The 15,695-nt window shown below is 64.3% G+C and carries 11 protein-coding genes; 4 read left to right on the plus strand and 7 right to left on the minus strand.

Translation table 11 applies throughout. The annotated features are described in order from the left end of the window. Nucleotides 1-28 precede the first annotated feature (28 nt). From ACLFLU_RS14395 to ACLFLU_RS14410, 4 genes are all read right to left on the minus strand, one after another. On the minus strand, nucleotides 29-358 hold the full coding sequence (locus ACLFLU_RS14395; RefSeq protein WP_426412831.1) for a cupredoxin domain-containing protein: 330 nt from the start codon (nucleotides 356-358) through the stop codon (nucleotides 29-31). A gap of 24 nt (nucleotides 359-382) precedes the next feature. Next, complete coding sequence (locus ACLFLU_RS14400) at nucleotides 383-1,327, minus strand: metallophosphoesterase family protein (RefSeq protein ID WP_426412832.1); 945 nt, start codon at nucleotides 1,325-1,327, stop codon at nucleotides 383-385. A gap of 177 nt (nucleotides 1,328-1,504) precedes the next feature. After that, nucleotides 1,505-2,341, minus strand: a complete 837-nt coding sequence (locus ACLFLU_RS14405; RefSeq protein ID WP_426412833.1) for an alpha/beta fold hydrolase — start codon at nucleotides 2,339-2,341, stop codon at nucleotides 1,505-1,507. Nucleotides 2,342-2,401: 60 nt separating this feature from the next. Beyond that, a complete protein-coding gene (locus ACLFLU_RS14410) occupies nucleotides 2,402-4,021 on the minus strand; it encodes a GMC family oxidoreductase (protein ID WP_426412834.1) in 1,620 nt (539 codons plus the stop codon). Between the two features lie 174 nt (nucleotides 4,022-4,195). Between ACLFLU_RS14410 and ACLFLU_RS14415 the strand changes: the two genes are divergently transcribed. Beyond that, nucleotides 4,196-5,368 carry a M20 aminoacylase family protein gene (locus tag ACLFLU_RS14415; protein WP_426412835.1) on the plus strand — a complete coding sequence of 391 codons (1,173 nt, stop codon included), beginning with the start codon at nucleotides 4,196-4,198 and terminating at the stop codon, nucleotides 5,366-5,368. A 76-nt stretch (nucleotides 5,369-5,444) separates the two neighbouring features. On the opposite strand, the gene ACLFLU_RS14420 is transcribed toward ACLFLU_RS14415, so the two are convergent. From ACLFLU_RS14420 to ACLFLU_RS14430, 3 genes are all read right to left on the minus strand, one after another. Then, on the minus strand, nucleotides 5,445-7,067 hold the full coding sequence (locus tag ACLFLU_RS14420) for an inorganic phosphate transporter (RefSeq protein WP_426412836.1): 1,623 nt from the start codon (nucleotides 7,065-7,067) through the stop codon (nucleotides 5,445-5,447). A gap of 126 nt (nucleotides 7,068-7,193) precedes the next feature. Continuing rightward, nucleotides 7,194-8,636, minus strand: coding sequence for a UdgX family uracil-DNA binding protein (locus tag ACLFLU_RS14425; RefSeq protein WP_426412837.1), 1,443 nt, complete (start codon nucleotides 8,634-8,636; stop codon nucleotides 7,194-7,196). After that, complete coding sequence (locus ACLFLU_RS14430) at nucleotides 8,636-9,871, minus strand: putative DNA modification/repair radical SAM protein (protein ID WP_426412838.1); 1,236 nt, start codon at nucleotides 9,869-9,871, stop codon at nucleotides 8,636-8,638. The genes ACLFLU_RS14425 and ACLFLU_RS14430 overlap by 1 nt, the downstream gene beginning before the upstream one ends. 162 nt (nucleotides 9,872-10,033) lie before the next feature. Here ACLFLU_RS14430 and ACLFLU_RS14435 point away from each other — a divergent pair, with 162 nt between their 5' ends. Genes ACLFLU_RS14435 through ACLFLU_RS14445 form a run of 3 tightly spaced genes read left to right on the plus strand, consistent with a single transcriptional unit; the run spans nucleotide 10,034 to nucleotide 15,679 of the window. Next, nucleotides 10,034-10,816 (plus strand): ImuA family protein, encoded by a 783-nt coding sequence (locus ACLFLU_RS14435; protein WP_426412839.1) that lies wholly within the window; start codon nucleotides 10,034-10,036, stop codon nucleotides 10,814-10,816. Continuing rightward, nucleotides 10,719-12,305, plus strand: a complete 1,587-nt coding sequence (locus ACLFLU_RS14440; RefSeq protein ID WP_426412840.1) for a Y-family DNA polymerase — start codon at nucleotides 10,719-10,721, stop codon at nucleotides 12,303-12,305. Before ACLFLU_RS14435 ends, ACLFLU_RS14440 begins: the two co-directional genes overlap by 98 nt. Beyond that, the gene (locus ACLFLU_RS14445; RefSeq protein WP_426412841.1) at nucleotides 12,302-15,679 is read left to right on the plus strand and encodes an error-prone DNA polymerase; all 3,378 of its coding nucleotides are present in this window, start codon (nucleotides 12,302-12,304) and stop codon (nucleotides 15,677-15,679) included. The genes ACLFLU_RS14440 and ACLFLU_RS14445 overlap by 4 nt, the downstream gene beginning before the upstream one ends. Nucleotides 15,680-15,695 lie beyond the last annotated feature (16 nt).

The raw sequence follows: 15,695 nt of genomic DNA on the forward strand, positions 1-15,695 counted from the left end.
CAAGACAGAGATGCCTTGGTTGGAGACGTTACTCAACCTTGATCATCCCGGTCATGTGCGGGTGCAACGAACAAAAATACTTGTAGTCGCCCGCATTGGTGAAGGTGAACGTGAACTTGTCGTCGGTATCCAGGGCCTTGGACCGGAACTTGCCGGCCGACACCACGGTGTGGGGGATGTCGTCCCGGTTGGTCCAGGTCACGGTCGTGCCGACCTTGATCTTGAGCTCCGGCGGCTGGAAGACGAAATTGTCGATATGCACCTCCATGTTGGTGTCGTCGGCACGGGCGGTTGTGACGGGCAGCAGGATGGCCGCGGCCACAGCGACCCCGAAGTCGCGGCGATTGAGTGTCTTCATGGTCAGCTTCCGTTCAGCCCTGAATCAACCCTGCAGCGGCGTGTCGATGATCGCGAGCCGCTGCTCGTTCTGCTTGAAGTTGATGCTGGCGACCCCGAGCATCGAGCGGAGCTTGGCGTCCTCGACCTTCATCGGTCCGGGCGAGGGGGCGGTGCCCGGCGCCGGCTGCGGGAAGGCGGTCGAGCGCGCGGTGTGGAAGGTGACGTTGCCCTCGACCTTCTGCATCACCTGGTGGATGTGGCCGTTCAGCACGGTGACCGAGCCGAAACCCTTGACGTATTCGAGCGCGCGGCCGCCGTCCTCGGTGCCCCAGCCCCATTCGGGATAGACGGTCCAGAGCGGGATGTGGGCAAACAGCACGATCGGGGTCGACTTGGACTTGCCGCGGAGGTCGTCCTCGAGCCAGGCGAGCTGCTCGGCGCCGAGATTGCCGAGGCCGCCGCCCTTGAGGTCGACGACGTTGACGAGGCCGACAAAGTGCACGCCGCCGGCGTCGAAGGAGTACCAGCCCGCACCCTTGGTGCCGCGGCCGTAGCGGTCGCGATAGAACTTCACCTCTTCGTCGAGGAAGTCATGCTCGCCGGGGACGTAATGCACGTCCAGCTTGGACTGCGAGATGATGCGATCGGCGTTGTCGAACTCGGAGGCTTTCGACAGATGGGTGATGTCGCCGGTGTGGATCATGAACGACGGCTTGACCGGCATCGCGTTGATCTTGTTGACGGCTTCCTCGAGCGTGCCCAGCGCATTGGGGTTGGCCGGCTTGTCGAAGCCGACATGGCTGTCGCTGATCTGGAGGAAGGTCATGCCGGGCGTTGCGGCGGTCGCGGCCTCAGCTGAATCGATGATGCCGAGCGAGCGCGGCACGCCGCCCGTGATGGTCCAGAGCACCCCGGTGCCGGCCCATGTCATGCATTCCAGCACCTTGCGGCGGCTGACGCCGTCTTCCCCGTGATCGTGTCCGCTCATCGCACGTCTCCCTTGGCCCGGAATTGGGCTTCGGGGAGGTGACCGGGGGAGGGGCAGGTTTATTCGCGGGGGCTGATGACGTTTTCGTGAGGTGGGGTCACACACGCCGTTTGAGCCGGTGGTCCGGCGGCGCGCAATTTGTTGCGCTGCGTCCGACACAGGGAGATGAACGGGGATCTACGCCGAAAATTCCCGGACCGCCTGCAGCACGAGGGCGGGCGCTTCCTGCGCCACGCAGTGGCCTGCGCCTCCGAAGGCGAGGGCCCGGGCGTGCGGGATGAGCGCCATGGCGCGTGAGGCCATCTCCTTGTAGACCAGCCCCGAGGTTTCGGCGGTGGTCACCGTCACGGGGCACGCGATCTCGCCAAACCAGGCGAATGGATTGCCGCGCGCGTCGCCGACGTAAACCTGCTCCATCGCCTCGTAGATCGGGCGCAGCATCGCCGACTCGATCTCAGGCGTGCAGCAAAGCCGCACCCGGCCGTTGTCGAGCAGCGTAAAACCGTGCCGCACATAGGCCCAGAGCGAAGCCTCGGTCCAATCCGCAAAAGCGGGCGCGGCACGGTAGCGCTCGAAGACGGCATCATGACTGTCGAACTCCGCCTGCCGGCGCAGCGCGCCCTGCACACGGGACAGCGATTGCTCGCTCAGTCCCACGGATGGACCGCGCGCCGCGTGCGGGTTCATCGCGGTCGGCTCCATCACGAACAGGCGTGCGAAACATCCTGGCCTCAGCTTCGCCGCCAGTAACAGATCGGTTGCGCCCGCGCTGTGACCGATGCCGTAGACGTCGCGCAAGCCCAGCGCGTCGATCACCCGGCAGATGTCGTCGGCATAATCCGCAAAGTGATAGGTGCGGGGCTTGTGGCTTGCACCGTGGCCGCGGCGATCGAGCCCGTAGACGGTGTAGGTCGATGCGAGATCGCGCGCGACCTCGTCCCAGACGTCGGCGACGAAGCCCGTGCCGTGCACGAGCAGGGCGGGCGGTTTGCCGCTCTCGCCCCATTGCAACATGGCGATCTCCGCGCCGGCGGGGCCAATGGAAAAGCGCTGACTGATCATCGTGACGAGATGCTACTTCGCATCCTCCAAAATCATCGCAGCGCCCTTCTCGGCGATCATCGCCGTCGGCGTGTTGGTATTGCCCGAGGTGATTGTCGGCATGATCGAAGCGTCGACGACGCGTAGGCCGCTGAGGCCATAGAACCGCAGGCGCTCGTCGACCACGGCCATGGGATCGCTCACCGCGCCCATCTTCGCCGTGCCGACGGGATGGAAGATGGTGGTGCCGATATCGCCGGCGGCCTTTGCGAGCGAAGCATCGTCGTCGCCGACGGTTGGGCCGGGCAGATATTCGCTCGGACGATATTTTGCCAACGCCTTCTGCTGCATCAGGCGGCGCGTGGTGCGGATGGCGTCGGCGCCGACCTGGCGATCGTCATCGGTCGACAGATAGTTCGGCGCGATTATCGGCTTTTCGTCCGGCGTCGCCGTGCGCAGCCGCACGGTGCCGCGCGAGGTCGGCTGCAGATTGCAGGCGCTCACCGTGATCGCAGGGAAGCGATGCAGGGGATCGCCGAATTTGTCGAGCGACAATGGCTGCACGTGGAACTGGATGTTGGCGCGCGCGCGTGTTGCGTCGGAACGCGTGAAGATGCCGAGCTGCGACGGCGCCATGGTCAGCGGACCGCGGCGGCGGAAGGCGTAGTCGAGGCCCATCAGGCCGCGGCGGAACAGATTGTAGTAGGTCTCGTTCAGCGTCCGCACGCCCTCGACCTTGTAGATCGCGCGCTGCTGCAGATGGTCCTGCAGATTGCGTCCCACGCCGGGCTTGTCCATCACGATGTCGATGCCGAGCGGCGACAGCCAGTCGGCGGGTCCGATACCGGAGCGATGCAGCACCTGCACCGAGCCGATCGAGCCTGCCGAGAGGATCACCTCGCGCTTGGCACGCGCCTCGATGATCTCGCCGTTCTGGATGAAGCGCACACCGACGGCGCGGCCCTGCTCGATGATCAGACGATCGACCAGCACATTCTTCTCGAGCCGCAGGTTCGGCCGGTTCAGCGCCGGCTTGAGGAAGCCGCGCGCCGACGACCAGCGCCGGCCGCGCTTCTGGTTGACGTGAAAATAGCTCGTGCCTTCGTTGTCGCCGGTGTTGAAATCCGGGATGCGCTTGATGCCCATTTCCTCGGCGGCATCACCAACGGCATCGAGAACGTCCCAGGACAGCCGCGGTGCCTCGATACGCCAGCCGCCGCCGGTGCCGTGATGCTCGCTCGCGCCCAGAAAATGATCCTCCAGCCGCCTGAACAGCGGCAGCACGTCATCATAGCCCCAGCCGGTCATGCCGAGCTGGCGCCAGTGATCGTAATCGGCGGCCTGGCCGCGCATCGAGATCATGGCGTTGATCGCCGAAGAGCCGCCGATCACCTTGCCGCGGGGATAGGCGAGCGCGCGGCCGTTCAGGCCCGGCTCGGGCTCGGTCTTGAACATCCAGTCCGAGCGCGGATTGCCGATGGCGAAGAGATAGCCGACCGGAATATGGAACCAGATCCAGTTGTCGTCCCCGCCGGCCTCGAGAATGAGGACGCGGTTTTTGGGCTCGCTCGATAGCCGGTTGGCAACGATGCAGCCGGCCGTGCCGGCGCCCACGACAATGTAGTCAAACTCACCTTCGAGCCGCTTTGGCATTCTGCTTCCACCCGGATGGTCTCTAAACGTTCCATCCTAATAGGCAGACGGAGACGACCGGGACAAGTCCGGCCATGCCGCATGGGCAGGGCTAGACCCGATCCCTGGCAGTTGGGTGGACTGGTGCTTGCATGTTAGACAGGCCTGCATTTTCAACAAAGCTCGAGACCTTCCATGCCCATCGTGAACCGCGTCGCCGACCTTCAACCCGATATCCAGGCCTGGCGGCGGGACATCCACCAGCACCCCGAGCTGCTGTATGATGTCCACCGCACCGCAGCATTTGTCGCGGATCGCCTGCGCGAGTTCGGTTGCGATGAGGTCGTGACCGGCATCGGCCAGACCGGCGTGGTGGGTGTGATCAAGGGCAACAAGCCGGCCGGCGAGGGGCTCAAGGTGATCGGCATGCGGGCCGACATGGACGCGCTGCCTGTCGATGAGCAGACCAACCTGCCTTACGCCTCCAAAACTCCGGGCAAGATGCACGCCTGCGGCCATGACGGCCACACCGCGATGCTGCTCGGCGCCGCGCGCTACCTCGCCGAGACCCGCAACTTCGCCGGCGATGCCGTCGTGATCTTCCAGCCGGCCGAGGAAGGCGGCGCCGGTGGCGCGGCCATGGTCAAGGACGGCATGATGGAGCGCTTCGGCATCGAGCAGGTCTACGGCATGCACAACGGCCCCGGCATTCCGATCGGCTCGTTCGCGATCCGGCCCGGCCCGATCATGGCGGCGACCGACGAGGTCGACCTTATGATCGAGGGCCTCGGCGGTCACGCCGCGCGTCCGCACAAATGCGTCGATTCCGTTCTGGTCGGCGCACAGCTGATCACGGCGTTGCAGTCGATCGTCTCGCGCAGCGTCGATCCGCTGGAATCGGCCGTGATCTCGATCTGCGAATTCCACGCCGGCAACGCCCGCAACGTCATCCCGCAAACCGCTACACTGCGGGGCACCATCCGCACGCTGACGCCGGAAGTGCGCAAGCTGGTCGAGAAGCGCGTGCGTGAAGTCGTGGCGGGCGTCGCCCAGATCACCGGCGCGAAGATCGATCTGCACTATAAGCGCAACTATCCCGTGGTGAACAACCACGCCGCGGAGACTGAGGTGGCGTCGCGCATCGCCAAGCAGGTCGCGGGCGATGCCAATGTGCTGGAGATGTCGCCGCTGATGGGCGGCGAGGATTTTGCCTACATGCTGGAAGCGCGTCCCGGCGCATTCATCTTCTGCGGCAACGGCGACAGCGCAGGCCTGCATCACCCCGCCTACAATTTCAACGACGAGGCGATCGTGTTCGGCACCTCCTACTGGGTCAAGCTGGTCGAGGAACAGCTCGCGGCGTCCTGAGCCACGATGCCGAAGCGGACATGAAAAAGGGCCCGTGCATCGCACGGGCCCTTTGGTGTTAGTAAGCGGCGGTCTCTCAGAACACGTGAGAGAACAGATAGTACAACGTGCCCGAGATGATCATCGCGGCCGGCAGGGTCAGCACCCAGGCCATGGCGATGTTGCGGATCGTGGACCATTGCAGGCCGGAGCCGTTGGCGGCCATGGTGCCGGCGATGCCGGACGACAGCACGTGGGTGGTCGAGACCGGCAGGCCGTAGACGTCGGCGGCGGCGATGGTGGCAGCCGCGGTGATCTCGGCGCAGGCGCCCTGCGCGTAGGTCAAATGCGTCTTGCCGATCTTCTCGCCGACCGTGACGACGATGCGCTTCCAGCCGACCATGGTGCCGAGGCCAAGCGCGATGGCGACCGCGATCTTCACCCAGCCCGGGATGAACTTCGTGGCGCTGTCGAGCGAGCCCTTGTAGGCGTTAAGCACGGCGACGTCGCCGGCGCTGAGCTCGGCTTCCTTGTCCTTCATCAGGAAGCGGAGCGCTTCCGAGACGAGGTACATGTCGTTGCGGGTGTTGCCGACGAGATCGGCCGGCACCTTGGCGAGCGAGCCGTAGGTGGTCACCTGCTTGGCGATGTCGCGCACCAGCACGGCGAGCGACGGGAACGTGCCTTCGTTGACCTCGTGCTGCGCGACAAAGTTGGTCACGGCGGGCCGCGGATTGCCGATCACGTTGTAGCCGGCGGCCTTGCCTTCGATGATCTTGCTGGCGGCCTCCGAGTTCTGGCTGAACGCAGCGATCTGGGTCTCGGGCAGCGCGCGGTTGAGCGCGTAGGCGGTCGGCACGGTGCCGATCAGGATCAGCATGATCAGGCCCATGCCCTTCTGGCCGTCATTGGAGCCATGGAAGAAGCTCACCAGCGTACAGGTGAGGACCAGGATGCCGCGGATCCACAGCGGCGGCGGCTGGTCGCCCTTGGGCTCGCCGAACAGGGCGGGCGTGGCGCGCAGCAGCGCGGTGCGCAGGATCAGCAGCAGGCCGGCGGCGAGCGCGAAGCCGAACAGCGGCGACAGCAGCAGCGCCTTGCCGATGTTGGTGGCCTGGGACCAGTCGACGCCCGAGGTGCCGCTGCGGCCGTGCAGGATCGCGTTCATGATGCCAACGCCCATGATCGAGCCGATCAGCGTGTGCGAGCTCGAGGCCGGCAGACCGAAATACCAGGTGCCGACGTTCCAGATGATGGCGGAGATCAACAGCGCGAACACCATCGCAAAGCCGGCGCTGGAGCCGACCTGGAGGATCAGCTCGACCGGCAGCAGCGAGACGATGCCGAACGCGACCGCGCCCGAGGACAGCAGCACGCCAAACAGGTTGAACATGCCGGACCACACCACGGCGACGTGGGCGGGCAGCGAGCGGGTGTAGATCACGGTCGCAACGGCGTTGGCGGTGTCGTGGAAGCCGTTCACGAACTCGAAGCCGAGTGCGATCAGAAGCGCGACGAAGAGCAGGAGGAAGGGAGCGAAGGTCTTGACCTGTGCACCGGCCGCATCGATGTCGACCCAGATGCTGTAAGCGACGAAGAGAAGTGCGGCGGCGATCACCCCCATATAGATCACGCCGGTGAGCGGATGAAATCCGCGATTGAGGTCTGGCCCCTTACTCAAGGCCGGCTCGATCGAGCCTGGCAAAGCAACGTCACTCATTGGAAATTCTCCTGGTCCCAAGGCCCCGGAGTTTGCGCGCGGCATGTGACAGGCAGTTGAAATGCCGGGCAGGCAGTTGAAATGATGGAACTTATCCAAGGTTTGTTGCTGTGTGTGACAGCCGTCTCAGGCGGCGTGGGCGGACTTCTTCTGCAACGCAGCGGCGATCGTCAGGTCTTCGACAAAGCGCTGATATTCCAGCTGCTTCGTCTCCGGATCGGGTAGCCGCAGCAGATAGGACGGATGCACCGTCACCAGAACCTTGCGTCCATCCGGAAGGTCTATGAGCCGTCCGCGGGTCTTGCCGACAGGCGTGATCTTGCCGAACACGCATTGCGCGGCGGTGGCGCCCATCGCCACGATGAGCTCGGGCTGGATTGCCGAAACTTCCCGCTCATACCATTGCCGGCAGGCTTTGATCTCCGGCGTTGCCGGTTTCTGGTGCAGGCGGATCTTGCCGCGCGGCACAAATTTGAAGTGCTTTACCGCGTTGGTGACGTAGACCTTGTTGCGATCGACGCCGGCTTCTTCCAGCGCACGGTCGAGCATCTGTCCGGCCGGCCCGACGAAGGGATGGCCCGCGAGGTCTTCCTTGTCGCCGGGCTGCTCGCCGACCAGCATGACGGTGGCGTCCTTCGGGCCTTCACCGAACACGGTCTGCGTCGCGTCCTCGTAGAGCGGACAGGTGCGGCAATGCGCAGCCTCCTCGCGAAGCGCGTCGAGATCGTTGGTTGCGGGTTTACGTGTCATCGGAGCCTCCGGCCGCTTCTGAGGCTTGTGCGGATCGGTTGCGGCATTGGCGATCATGGCGCCGGTCATGCGTTCGGCGTCTTCGATCAAGGGCTTAATGATCGAGGCCTCGGGCAGGTTCCTCCAGTATTTCTTCGGCATCTCCGTCTGCATCGCCTTCACCTTGAGCCGCGCCGGATTGAAGATGCTGGCGTAGTAGCGCCGCCAGGTTTCCTCGAGCCGGTCTTCGCCGGGCGCCTCGTTCTTGCTGACGCCCGGCGTGAACGACAGCGCGTGGCCATCCCAATGCGCACACAGGTCCGGCGTCAGGATCGACCAGGGCATGTCGGCAAAGCGTTTGGCGAAGAACGGCGCGGCGAGCTCCACGACGTAATGTTCCGGCTCGAACCAGGCGACGTAATGCGCTGCGCGTTCGCGACCGATCTCGCGGAAGCGCACGAAGGCGTGCATCTTGTGCTCGTCGCGATGGACCGCTCTCGCCATCGCTGTGACCAGCGCGACGTCAGGATCGGTCGCGACCTCGATGAGATCGTGATTGTCCCTCAATCGCCAGAGCAGGCGATAGAGGATCGCAAAACGCTTGACATCGCGATGCAGGATGGCGGCCTGGGCGAGGTCGAGGAATTTTGCCGACACGCTGAAGGTGCCGTCGTTCACCTCGAGGATCGGAGACGGCGCGGGCGGCGCGAACAACTCGGCTTCGCCGCCCTGCACGGCCCAGGTGACATCGGTGGGCTTCACATGATGAAGCACGAGCGTGCGGGCGGCTTTGCGCCAGCCGTCGAAATCGGTTTCGGTGTCGAGGATGATGTATTGCATCAGAATCCAAACCCCAGTTGCGTTGCCTTCGGCTTGAACCGTTCGATCAGCCCGGCAGCATCGAGATGCTGCGGCGTCGGCCGGTGATCGCTGAGCACGATGAACGGCAGCGCCTTGTTGCGGGGCACATGCAGCCGCGCCAGATCGGAGAGACGGATCGTGGTGGTGCGCCGCGTGGCGATGATGCGCTCGACCGCTTTGGTGCCGAAGCCCGGCACGCGCAGCAGCTCCTCGCGGCTGGCGCGGTTGACGTCGAGCGGGAAGCGGTCGCGGTGGCGCAGTGCCCAGGCGAGTTTTGGATCGATATCGAGCGGCAGCATCGCGCTGTCATCGACGATCTCGCCGACGTCAAAACCGTAGAACCGCATCAGCCAGTCGGCCTGGTAGAGGCGGTGCTCGCGCAGCAAAGGCGGCTGGACCAGAGGCAACGCGCGGCTGGCATCGGGGATCGGGCTGAAAGCGGAGTAATAGACGCGCCGCAGCCGGTAGGAGCCGTAGAGATTGGCGCTGGTGTGGAGAATGGTGTGGTCGTTTGCACTATCTGCGCCGACGATCATCTGCGTGCTTTGTCCTGCCGGCGCAAAGCGTTGCGGTTTCGCCTTCGTCTTTGTGCTGCGGTTTTCTTCCGCTTCATCCAGCTTCAACCGCAGCCGGCCCATGGTGCGGCGGATCGCGCGCACGTCTTTTTCCGGCGCGAATTGCTGCAGGCTCGTCTCCTCAGGCATCTCGATGTTGATCGAGAGACGGTCGGCATATTTGCCGGCGTCCGCGATGAGCGCGTCGTCGGCCTCAGGAATGGTCTTGAGATGGATGTAGCCGCGGAAGTGATGCTCCTCGCGCAGTTTTCGCGCGACGCTGACCACTTGCTCCATCGTGTAGTCGGGGTTGCGGATGATGCCGGAGGAGAGAAACAGGCCCTCGATGTAATTGCGCCGGTAGAAGTCCAGCGTCAGCTTGACCACCTCGTCGATGGTGAAGCGGGCGCGCGGCACGTTCGAGGAGGCGCGGTTGACGCAATAGAGGCAGTCGTAATTGCAGGCGTTGGTGAGCAGCACCTTGAGCAGCGAGATGCAGCGTCCGTCCGGCGCGTAGGAATGGCAGATGCCCATGCCGGGCGCGGTCGAGCCCATGCCCTTGCCGTCACTGGAATCCCGCTTCTCGGTGCCGCTGGAGGCACAGGAGGCGTCGTACTTGGCGGCATCCGCCAGGATCTCCAGCTTGCGTTGCACGTCCATCCCGGAATCCCTTTGATTCAGCTGACGAATCCGGAGGAGCACCAATTTGATTGACTCCCCGGCCGCCGTTAGCTTTATATTAGAACATATCATGAACAAATGAGCCAGCCGCTGGTTCTTATTTTTGAGACCCTCGGCAATCACTCTGAAGGAGCGGCGAGCATGAGCGGCGCACGCATGAGCGCGCTTGCGACCTTGCGCAGCCAGATCGAACGGATCGAGACGGCGGAGGTCGTGCACCATCACGACCGCGTCGCGCTCGGTCACGGCGAGGTCGACCACGCCTTGAAAGGCGGGCTCGCACGCGCGGCGATCCACGAGGTGTTTTGCGAGGGGCGTCAGGGCGCGGCCGCGACGGGCTTTGTCACCGGGCTTGCGGGCCGCGTCACGGCGCGTCGGCCGCTGCTGTGGGTGCGGCAGGATTTTTCGGAACTTGAAACCGGCGCGCTGTCGATGAGCGGGCTCGCCGAGCTCGGCCTCGATCCGCGCCGCGTGGTGATGGTGCGCGCGGCTGACGTGGAGAGCGCATTGCGCACCTCGGCCGATGCGCTCGCCTGCGATGCGCTCGGCGCCGTCGTGCTCGAGCTCTGGGGCGAGACCAGGCAGTTCGATCTCGTGGCGAGCCGCAAGCTGACGCTGGCCGCACAGTCGTCCGGCGTCACCGGCCTCTTGTTGCGGATGGCGGCGCAGCCATTGCCCTCGACTGCGGAGACGCGATGGATGCTGCGCGCCGCGCATTCGCCGCCGGGTTCAGCATGGAATGCCTGGGGCGCGCCGCGCTTCGATGTCGAGCTGTTGCGTAACCGTCATGGCCCGTGTGGCCGGTGGATCATGGAATGGAAGTGTGATGAGTGCCAGTTCTCTGAACCGTCGGCGTATCCTCAGCCTGTGGCTGCCGCGCCTGCCCATCGACCGGATCCAGCGATTTTTCGGCGCGTTGGGTAAAGCCAATGATCCCAGCATTGTCGTCATCAAGGACAACAACGCGCTGGTGATCCATGCGCTGGACGAAGCCGCCGAGCGGCTCGGTCTGTACATCGGCCAGCCGCTGGCGAATGCGCGAGCGATGTGTCCGGACTTGAAAGTGTTCGACGCCGATGTCGTGGCCGACGCGAAGACGCTGAGCGACATCGCCGATTGGTGCGACCGCTTCACGCCGCTAGTGGCGCTCGATCCGCCGCACGGGCTGTTCCTCGACATCAGCGGCTGTGCGCATCTGTTCGGCGGCGAGGCTGCATTGTTGCAGACGCTGGTTCGGGCGCTGGCGCGCCAGGGCTTTGCTGTCAGTGCGGCCGTTGCCGGCACCTCGGTCTGCGCGCGCACGCTGACGCGGCAGACGCCTGGCGTTATTGTTGCCGATGGCGGGGAGGCGGCGGCGATCGACCGGTTTCCGGTGTCCGCGCTTGGTGCGGACGAGACGATCACCACCGGCCTGCGCCGCGCCGGCCTGAAGACGATCGGCGATGTCGCCTCGCGCAACCCGAGCGAAATCACGGCGCGGTTCGGCGCGCGGTTCTCCATGCTGCTCGCGCATGCGCTAGGGCGGGGCGATGCGCCGATCAGCCCGCGAAAACCGTTGCCCGACTACATCGTGGAAAAACGCTTTGCCGAGCCGATCGCGACCGACACCATGATCGCGATGACGCTGTCGCGGCTGGCGGACACGCTGATCGCCTCCATGGAGAAGCAGGGCAAGGGCGCGCGGCGGCTTGAGGCCGCGTTCTTCCGCACCGACGGCGTGGTGCGCGCGATCATGGTCGAGACCGGGCGTCCCGTGACGCGAAGTGCTGTCATCGACCGGCTGTTCCGCGAGCGTCTCGATGCGCTTGCCGATCCTCTCGATCCCGGCTTCGGCTTCGACATGGTGCGGTTGTCGGCGAGCCGCACCGAGATCGTGGTGCAGGAGCAGCGCGATCTCGACGCTCATGTCCATGACAATGACGAGCTCGCCGCGCTGATCGACCGCATCGCCGCGCGTATCGGGGGAAAACGCGTCGTCGTGCACCTGCCGCAGGACACCCATATCCCTGAAAGTGCGGTGCTGGCCGCGTCCGCGCAGCATCATCTAGCCGTCGCCATGCAGGCCGAATGGCCGGCGCGCGCCGAGCGCGAACCGCCGCTGCGGCCCCTGCGGCTGTTCGACAAGCCGGAGCCGGTCACAGTGCCGTTCGCGACCGTGCCCGACGGCCCGCCGCATCAATTCACCTGGCGGCGGGCAAAACATGCGGTGGTGCGGGTGGAAGGACCTGAGCGCATCGCCATGGAATGGTGGCGGCAGGACGGCAAGCAGCTGACGCGGGATTATTTCCGCATCGAGGATGCCGAGGGCCTGCGCTTCTGGATTTTTCGCGATGGTCTTTACGAGGGGGAGGTGTTCGACGCCGACGGCAAGCCCGCTTCTCCCGGCTGGTACGTGCACGGTCTCTTCGCATGACGACATCAGCTTATGCCGAGATCGGCATCACCACCAATTTCTCGTTCCTGCGCGGCGGCTCGGATCCGCGCGCCTATGTGCATCAGGCCAGCAAGCTTGGCATCCCCGTGATCGGCATTGCCGATCACAACACGCTGGCCGGCGTGGTGCGGGCCTGGAAGGAGCTCGACAATGATAAGGTGTTACGTAAGCCAAAGCTGCTGATCGGTGCGCGCATCGTCTTCGTCGACGGCACGCCCGACATTTTTGTCTACCCGCGCGATCGCGCCGCCTATGGCCGGCTGTGTCAGCTTTTGACCCGGGGCAAACGCGGCGACGACATCACGCGGATCGAAAAGGGCGAGTGCCATCTCATCTTCGATGATCTGCTAGAGTTTTCTGAAGGCCAGCTCCTGGTCCTGACGCTGCCGCATCGGTTTGATGATGCGCAAGCGATGGATGTCCTTTCAAAACTCAAAGCCAGCCGCACCGAAGGCGTGTGGCTGGCCGCGAGCCTGGTCTATCGCGGCGATGACCGCCGTCGCCTGGCGCGGCTCGACGATCTCGCCACCAAAGCAGGAGTGCCGCTGCTTGCGACTAACGAGGTGCTCTATCACGATCCCGGCCGCCGTCCGCTTCAGGACGTGCTGACCTGCATCCGGGAAAAGACCACGATCGAGGCGGTCGGACGCAAGCTGGAAGCCAATGCCGAGCGCTTTCTGAAGACGCCCCGCGAAATGGCGCGGTTGTTTCGCGATTTCCCCGAGGCTGTCGCGGAGACCATGCGTTTTGCCGACAGAATCGACTTCACGCTCGACCAGCTCAAATATCAGTATCCGGACGAGCCGGTGCCGCCGGGCAAGACCGCGCAGGGACATCTTGAGGATCTGACCTGGGCGGGCGTCGACACATATTTCGGCGGCAACATCGACGACAAGCTGCGCGCCACCCTGAAGAAGGAGCTCGCGCTGATCGCCGAGCTGAAATACGCGCATTACTTCCTCACCGTGCACGACATCGTCCACTACGCGCGCAGCCAGAACATTCTGTGCCAGGGGCGGGGATCGGCGGCGAATTCGGCCGTGTGCTACGTGCTCGGCATCACCTCGGTCGATCCGACCAAGGTCGATCTGCTGTTCGAGCGCTTCATCTCCAAGGAGCGGCTGGAGCCGCCCGACATCGACGTCGATTTCGAGCATTCGCGGCGCGAGGAGGTGATGCAATATGTCTATCGCCGCTACGGCCGCCACCGCGCCGCGATCATCGCCACCATCATCCATTATCGTCCGCGCAGCGCCATCCGCGACGTCGGCAAGGCGCTGGGCCTGACCGAGGACGTCACCGCCGCGCTCGCCGACACGGTCTGGGGCAGCTGGGGCAAGGGCCTCAACGATATGCAGGTCAGGCAGGCGGGTCTCGATCCCAGCAATCCCATGATCAACCTTGCGGTCGAGCTTGCGACCGAGTTGATCGATTTTCCGCGCCATCTCTCCCAGCATGTCGGCGGCTATGTGCTGACGCAGGACCGGCTCGACACCTATGTGCCGATCGGCAATGCCGCGATGGACGACCGCACCTTCATCGAATGGGACAAGGACGACGTCGACGCCCTCAACATGATGAAGGTCGACGTGCTCGCGTTGGGCATGCTGACTTGCATCCGCAAGTGTTTTGATCTGATAGCCGATCATAAGGGTGAGCGTTACGAGCTTGCGGATATCAAGGGAGAGGATGACGACGAAGTTTATCAAATGCTGCAGCGGGGAGAGTCGCTCGGCGTATTCCAGGTCGAGAGCCGTGCGCAGATGAACATGCTGCCGCGCCTGAAGCCGCGGACGTTCTACGATCTCGTCATCGAAGTCGCGATCGTGCGCCCGGGTCCGATCCAAGGCGACATGGTGCATCCGTATCTGCGCCGGCGAAACGGTCTGGAAAAGGTGAGTTACCCCTCTCCGTCGCCGGACCATGGCGACAAGGATGAGCTTTACAAGGTGCTGCACAAAACGTTGGGCGTACCTCTGTTCCAGGAACAGGCGATGCGCATCGCGATCGAGGCAGCCAAATTCACCTCCGAGGAAGCCAACGGCCTGCGCCGCTCGATGGCGACTTTCCGCAACGTCGGCACCATCGGCCAATACGAGGAGAAGCTGATCGGCAACATGGTCGCGCGCGGCTACGATCCCAACTTCGCCAGAAGCTGCTTTGACCAGATCAAGGGCTTTGGCTCTTACGGTTTTCCGGAGAGTCATGCTGCGAGCTTTGCCCAGCTCGTCTACATCTCCTCATGGCTGAAATATCATCATCCCGACGCCTTCTGCTGCGGCCTGCTGAATTCGCAGCCGATGGGTTTTTACGCCCCGGCGCAGATCGTCGGCGATGCCCGCAAGAACGGTGTCGAGGTGCGTGAGATCGACGTGTCCTACAGTTTCGCGCAGAACACGCTGGAGAATACTTACGACAGGTATTGCGCGGTGCGTCTCGGTTTCCGTCAGATCGACGGCTTTCACTGGCTAGATCCGAACGAAGAGCTCCTCAAAAAGCAGCAGGCAAAGCGGCGAGGTGAAGAATATGTCAGCCCGGAAGACTGGGCCGACCGCATCATCGCCGCCCGCAATCGCCGCTCTTTCACCTCGCTCGAAGACTTCGCCCGCGACACCGCTCTGCCCAAGCGCGCGCTCATCCTGCTGGCGGATGCGGACGCGTTCCGCTCGCTCGGGCTCGACCGCCGCGAGGCGTTGTGGCAGGTGCGACGGCTGCCCGACGATGTGGCGCTGCCGCTGTTCGAAGCGGCGACTGCACGCGAGCAGCCGGACGAGCAGGCCAAGCCGTTGCCGGTGATGCCGCGTTCCGAACAGGTCGTCGCCGACTACCAGACCATCCGGCTGTCACTGAAAGGCCATCCGATGGAGTTCTTGCGCGAGACGTTTTCGCGCGAGCGGATCGTCGCCTGCAAGGAGATCAATCATGAGAACGAGCGACGCCGCGTCCGCTGCGCCGGCGTGGTGCTGGTGCGGCAGCGGCCTGGCAGCGCCAGCGGCGTCGTGTTCATGACGCTGGAGGACGAAACCGGCATCGCCAATGTCGTGGTGTGGCCCAAGATCATGGAGCAGTACCGCAAAGAGGTGATGGGCGCGCGCCTCATCGAGGTCCAGGGCTATATCCAGAGCAGCCCCGAGAAGGTGACGCATCTGATTGCCCAGCGCATGATCGACCGCTCGCACGATCTGGTCGGCCTCGCCAATGACGCCCTGAGCCGCAAGCCTCGGATGCCGGCAGGCGCCACTGTGATCGAGCCGCTCAATGACGACCGCCGCGACCACGCGGACATGCCGGCGCAAAAAATCCGCCACCCCCGCAACGTCCGCATCCTGCCGCCGTCGCGGGATTTTCATTGAGGCTAGTTCAACGCGC

The organism is Bradyrhizobium ganzhouense, from assembly GCF_049949285.1.
GTDB classification, from domain to species: Bacteria; Pseudomonadota; Alphaproteobacteria; order Rhizobiales; family Xanthobacteraceae; genus Bradyrhizobium; species Bradyrhizobium ganzhouense.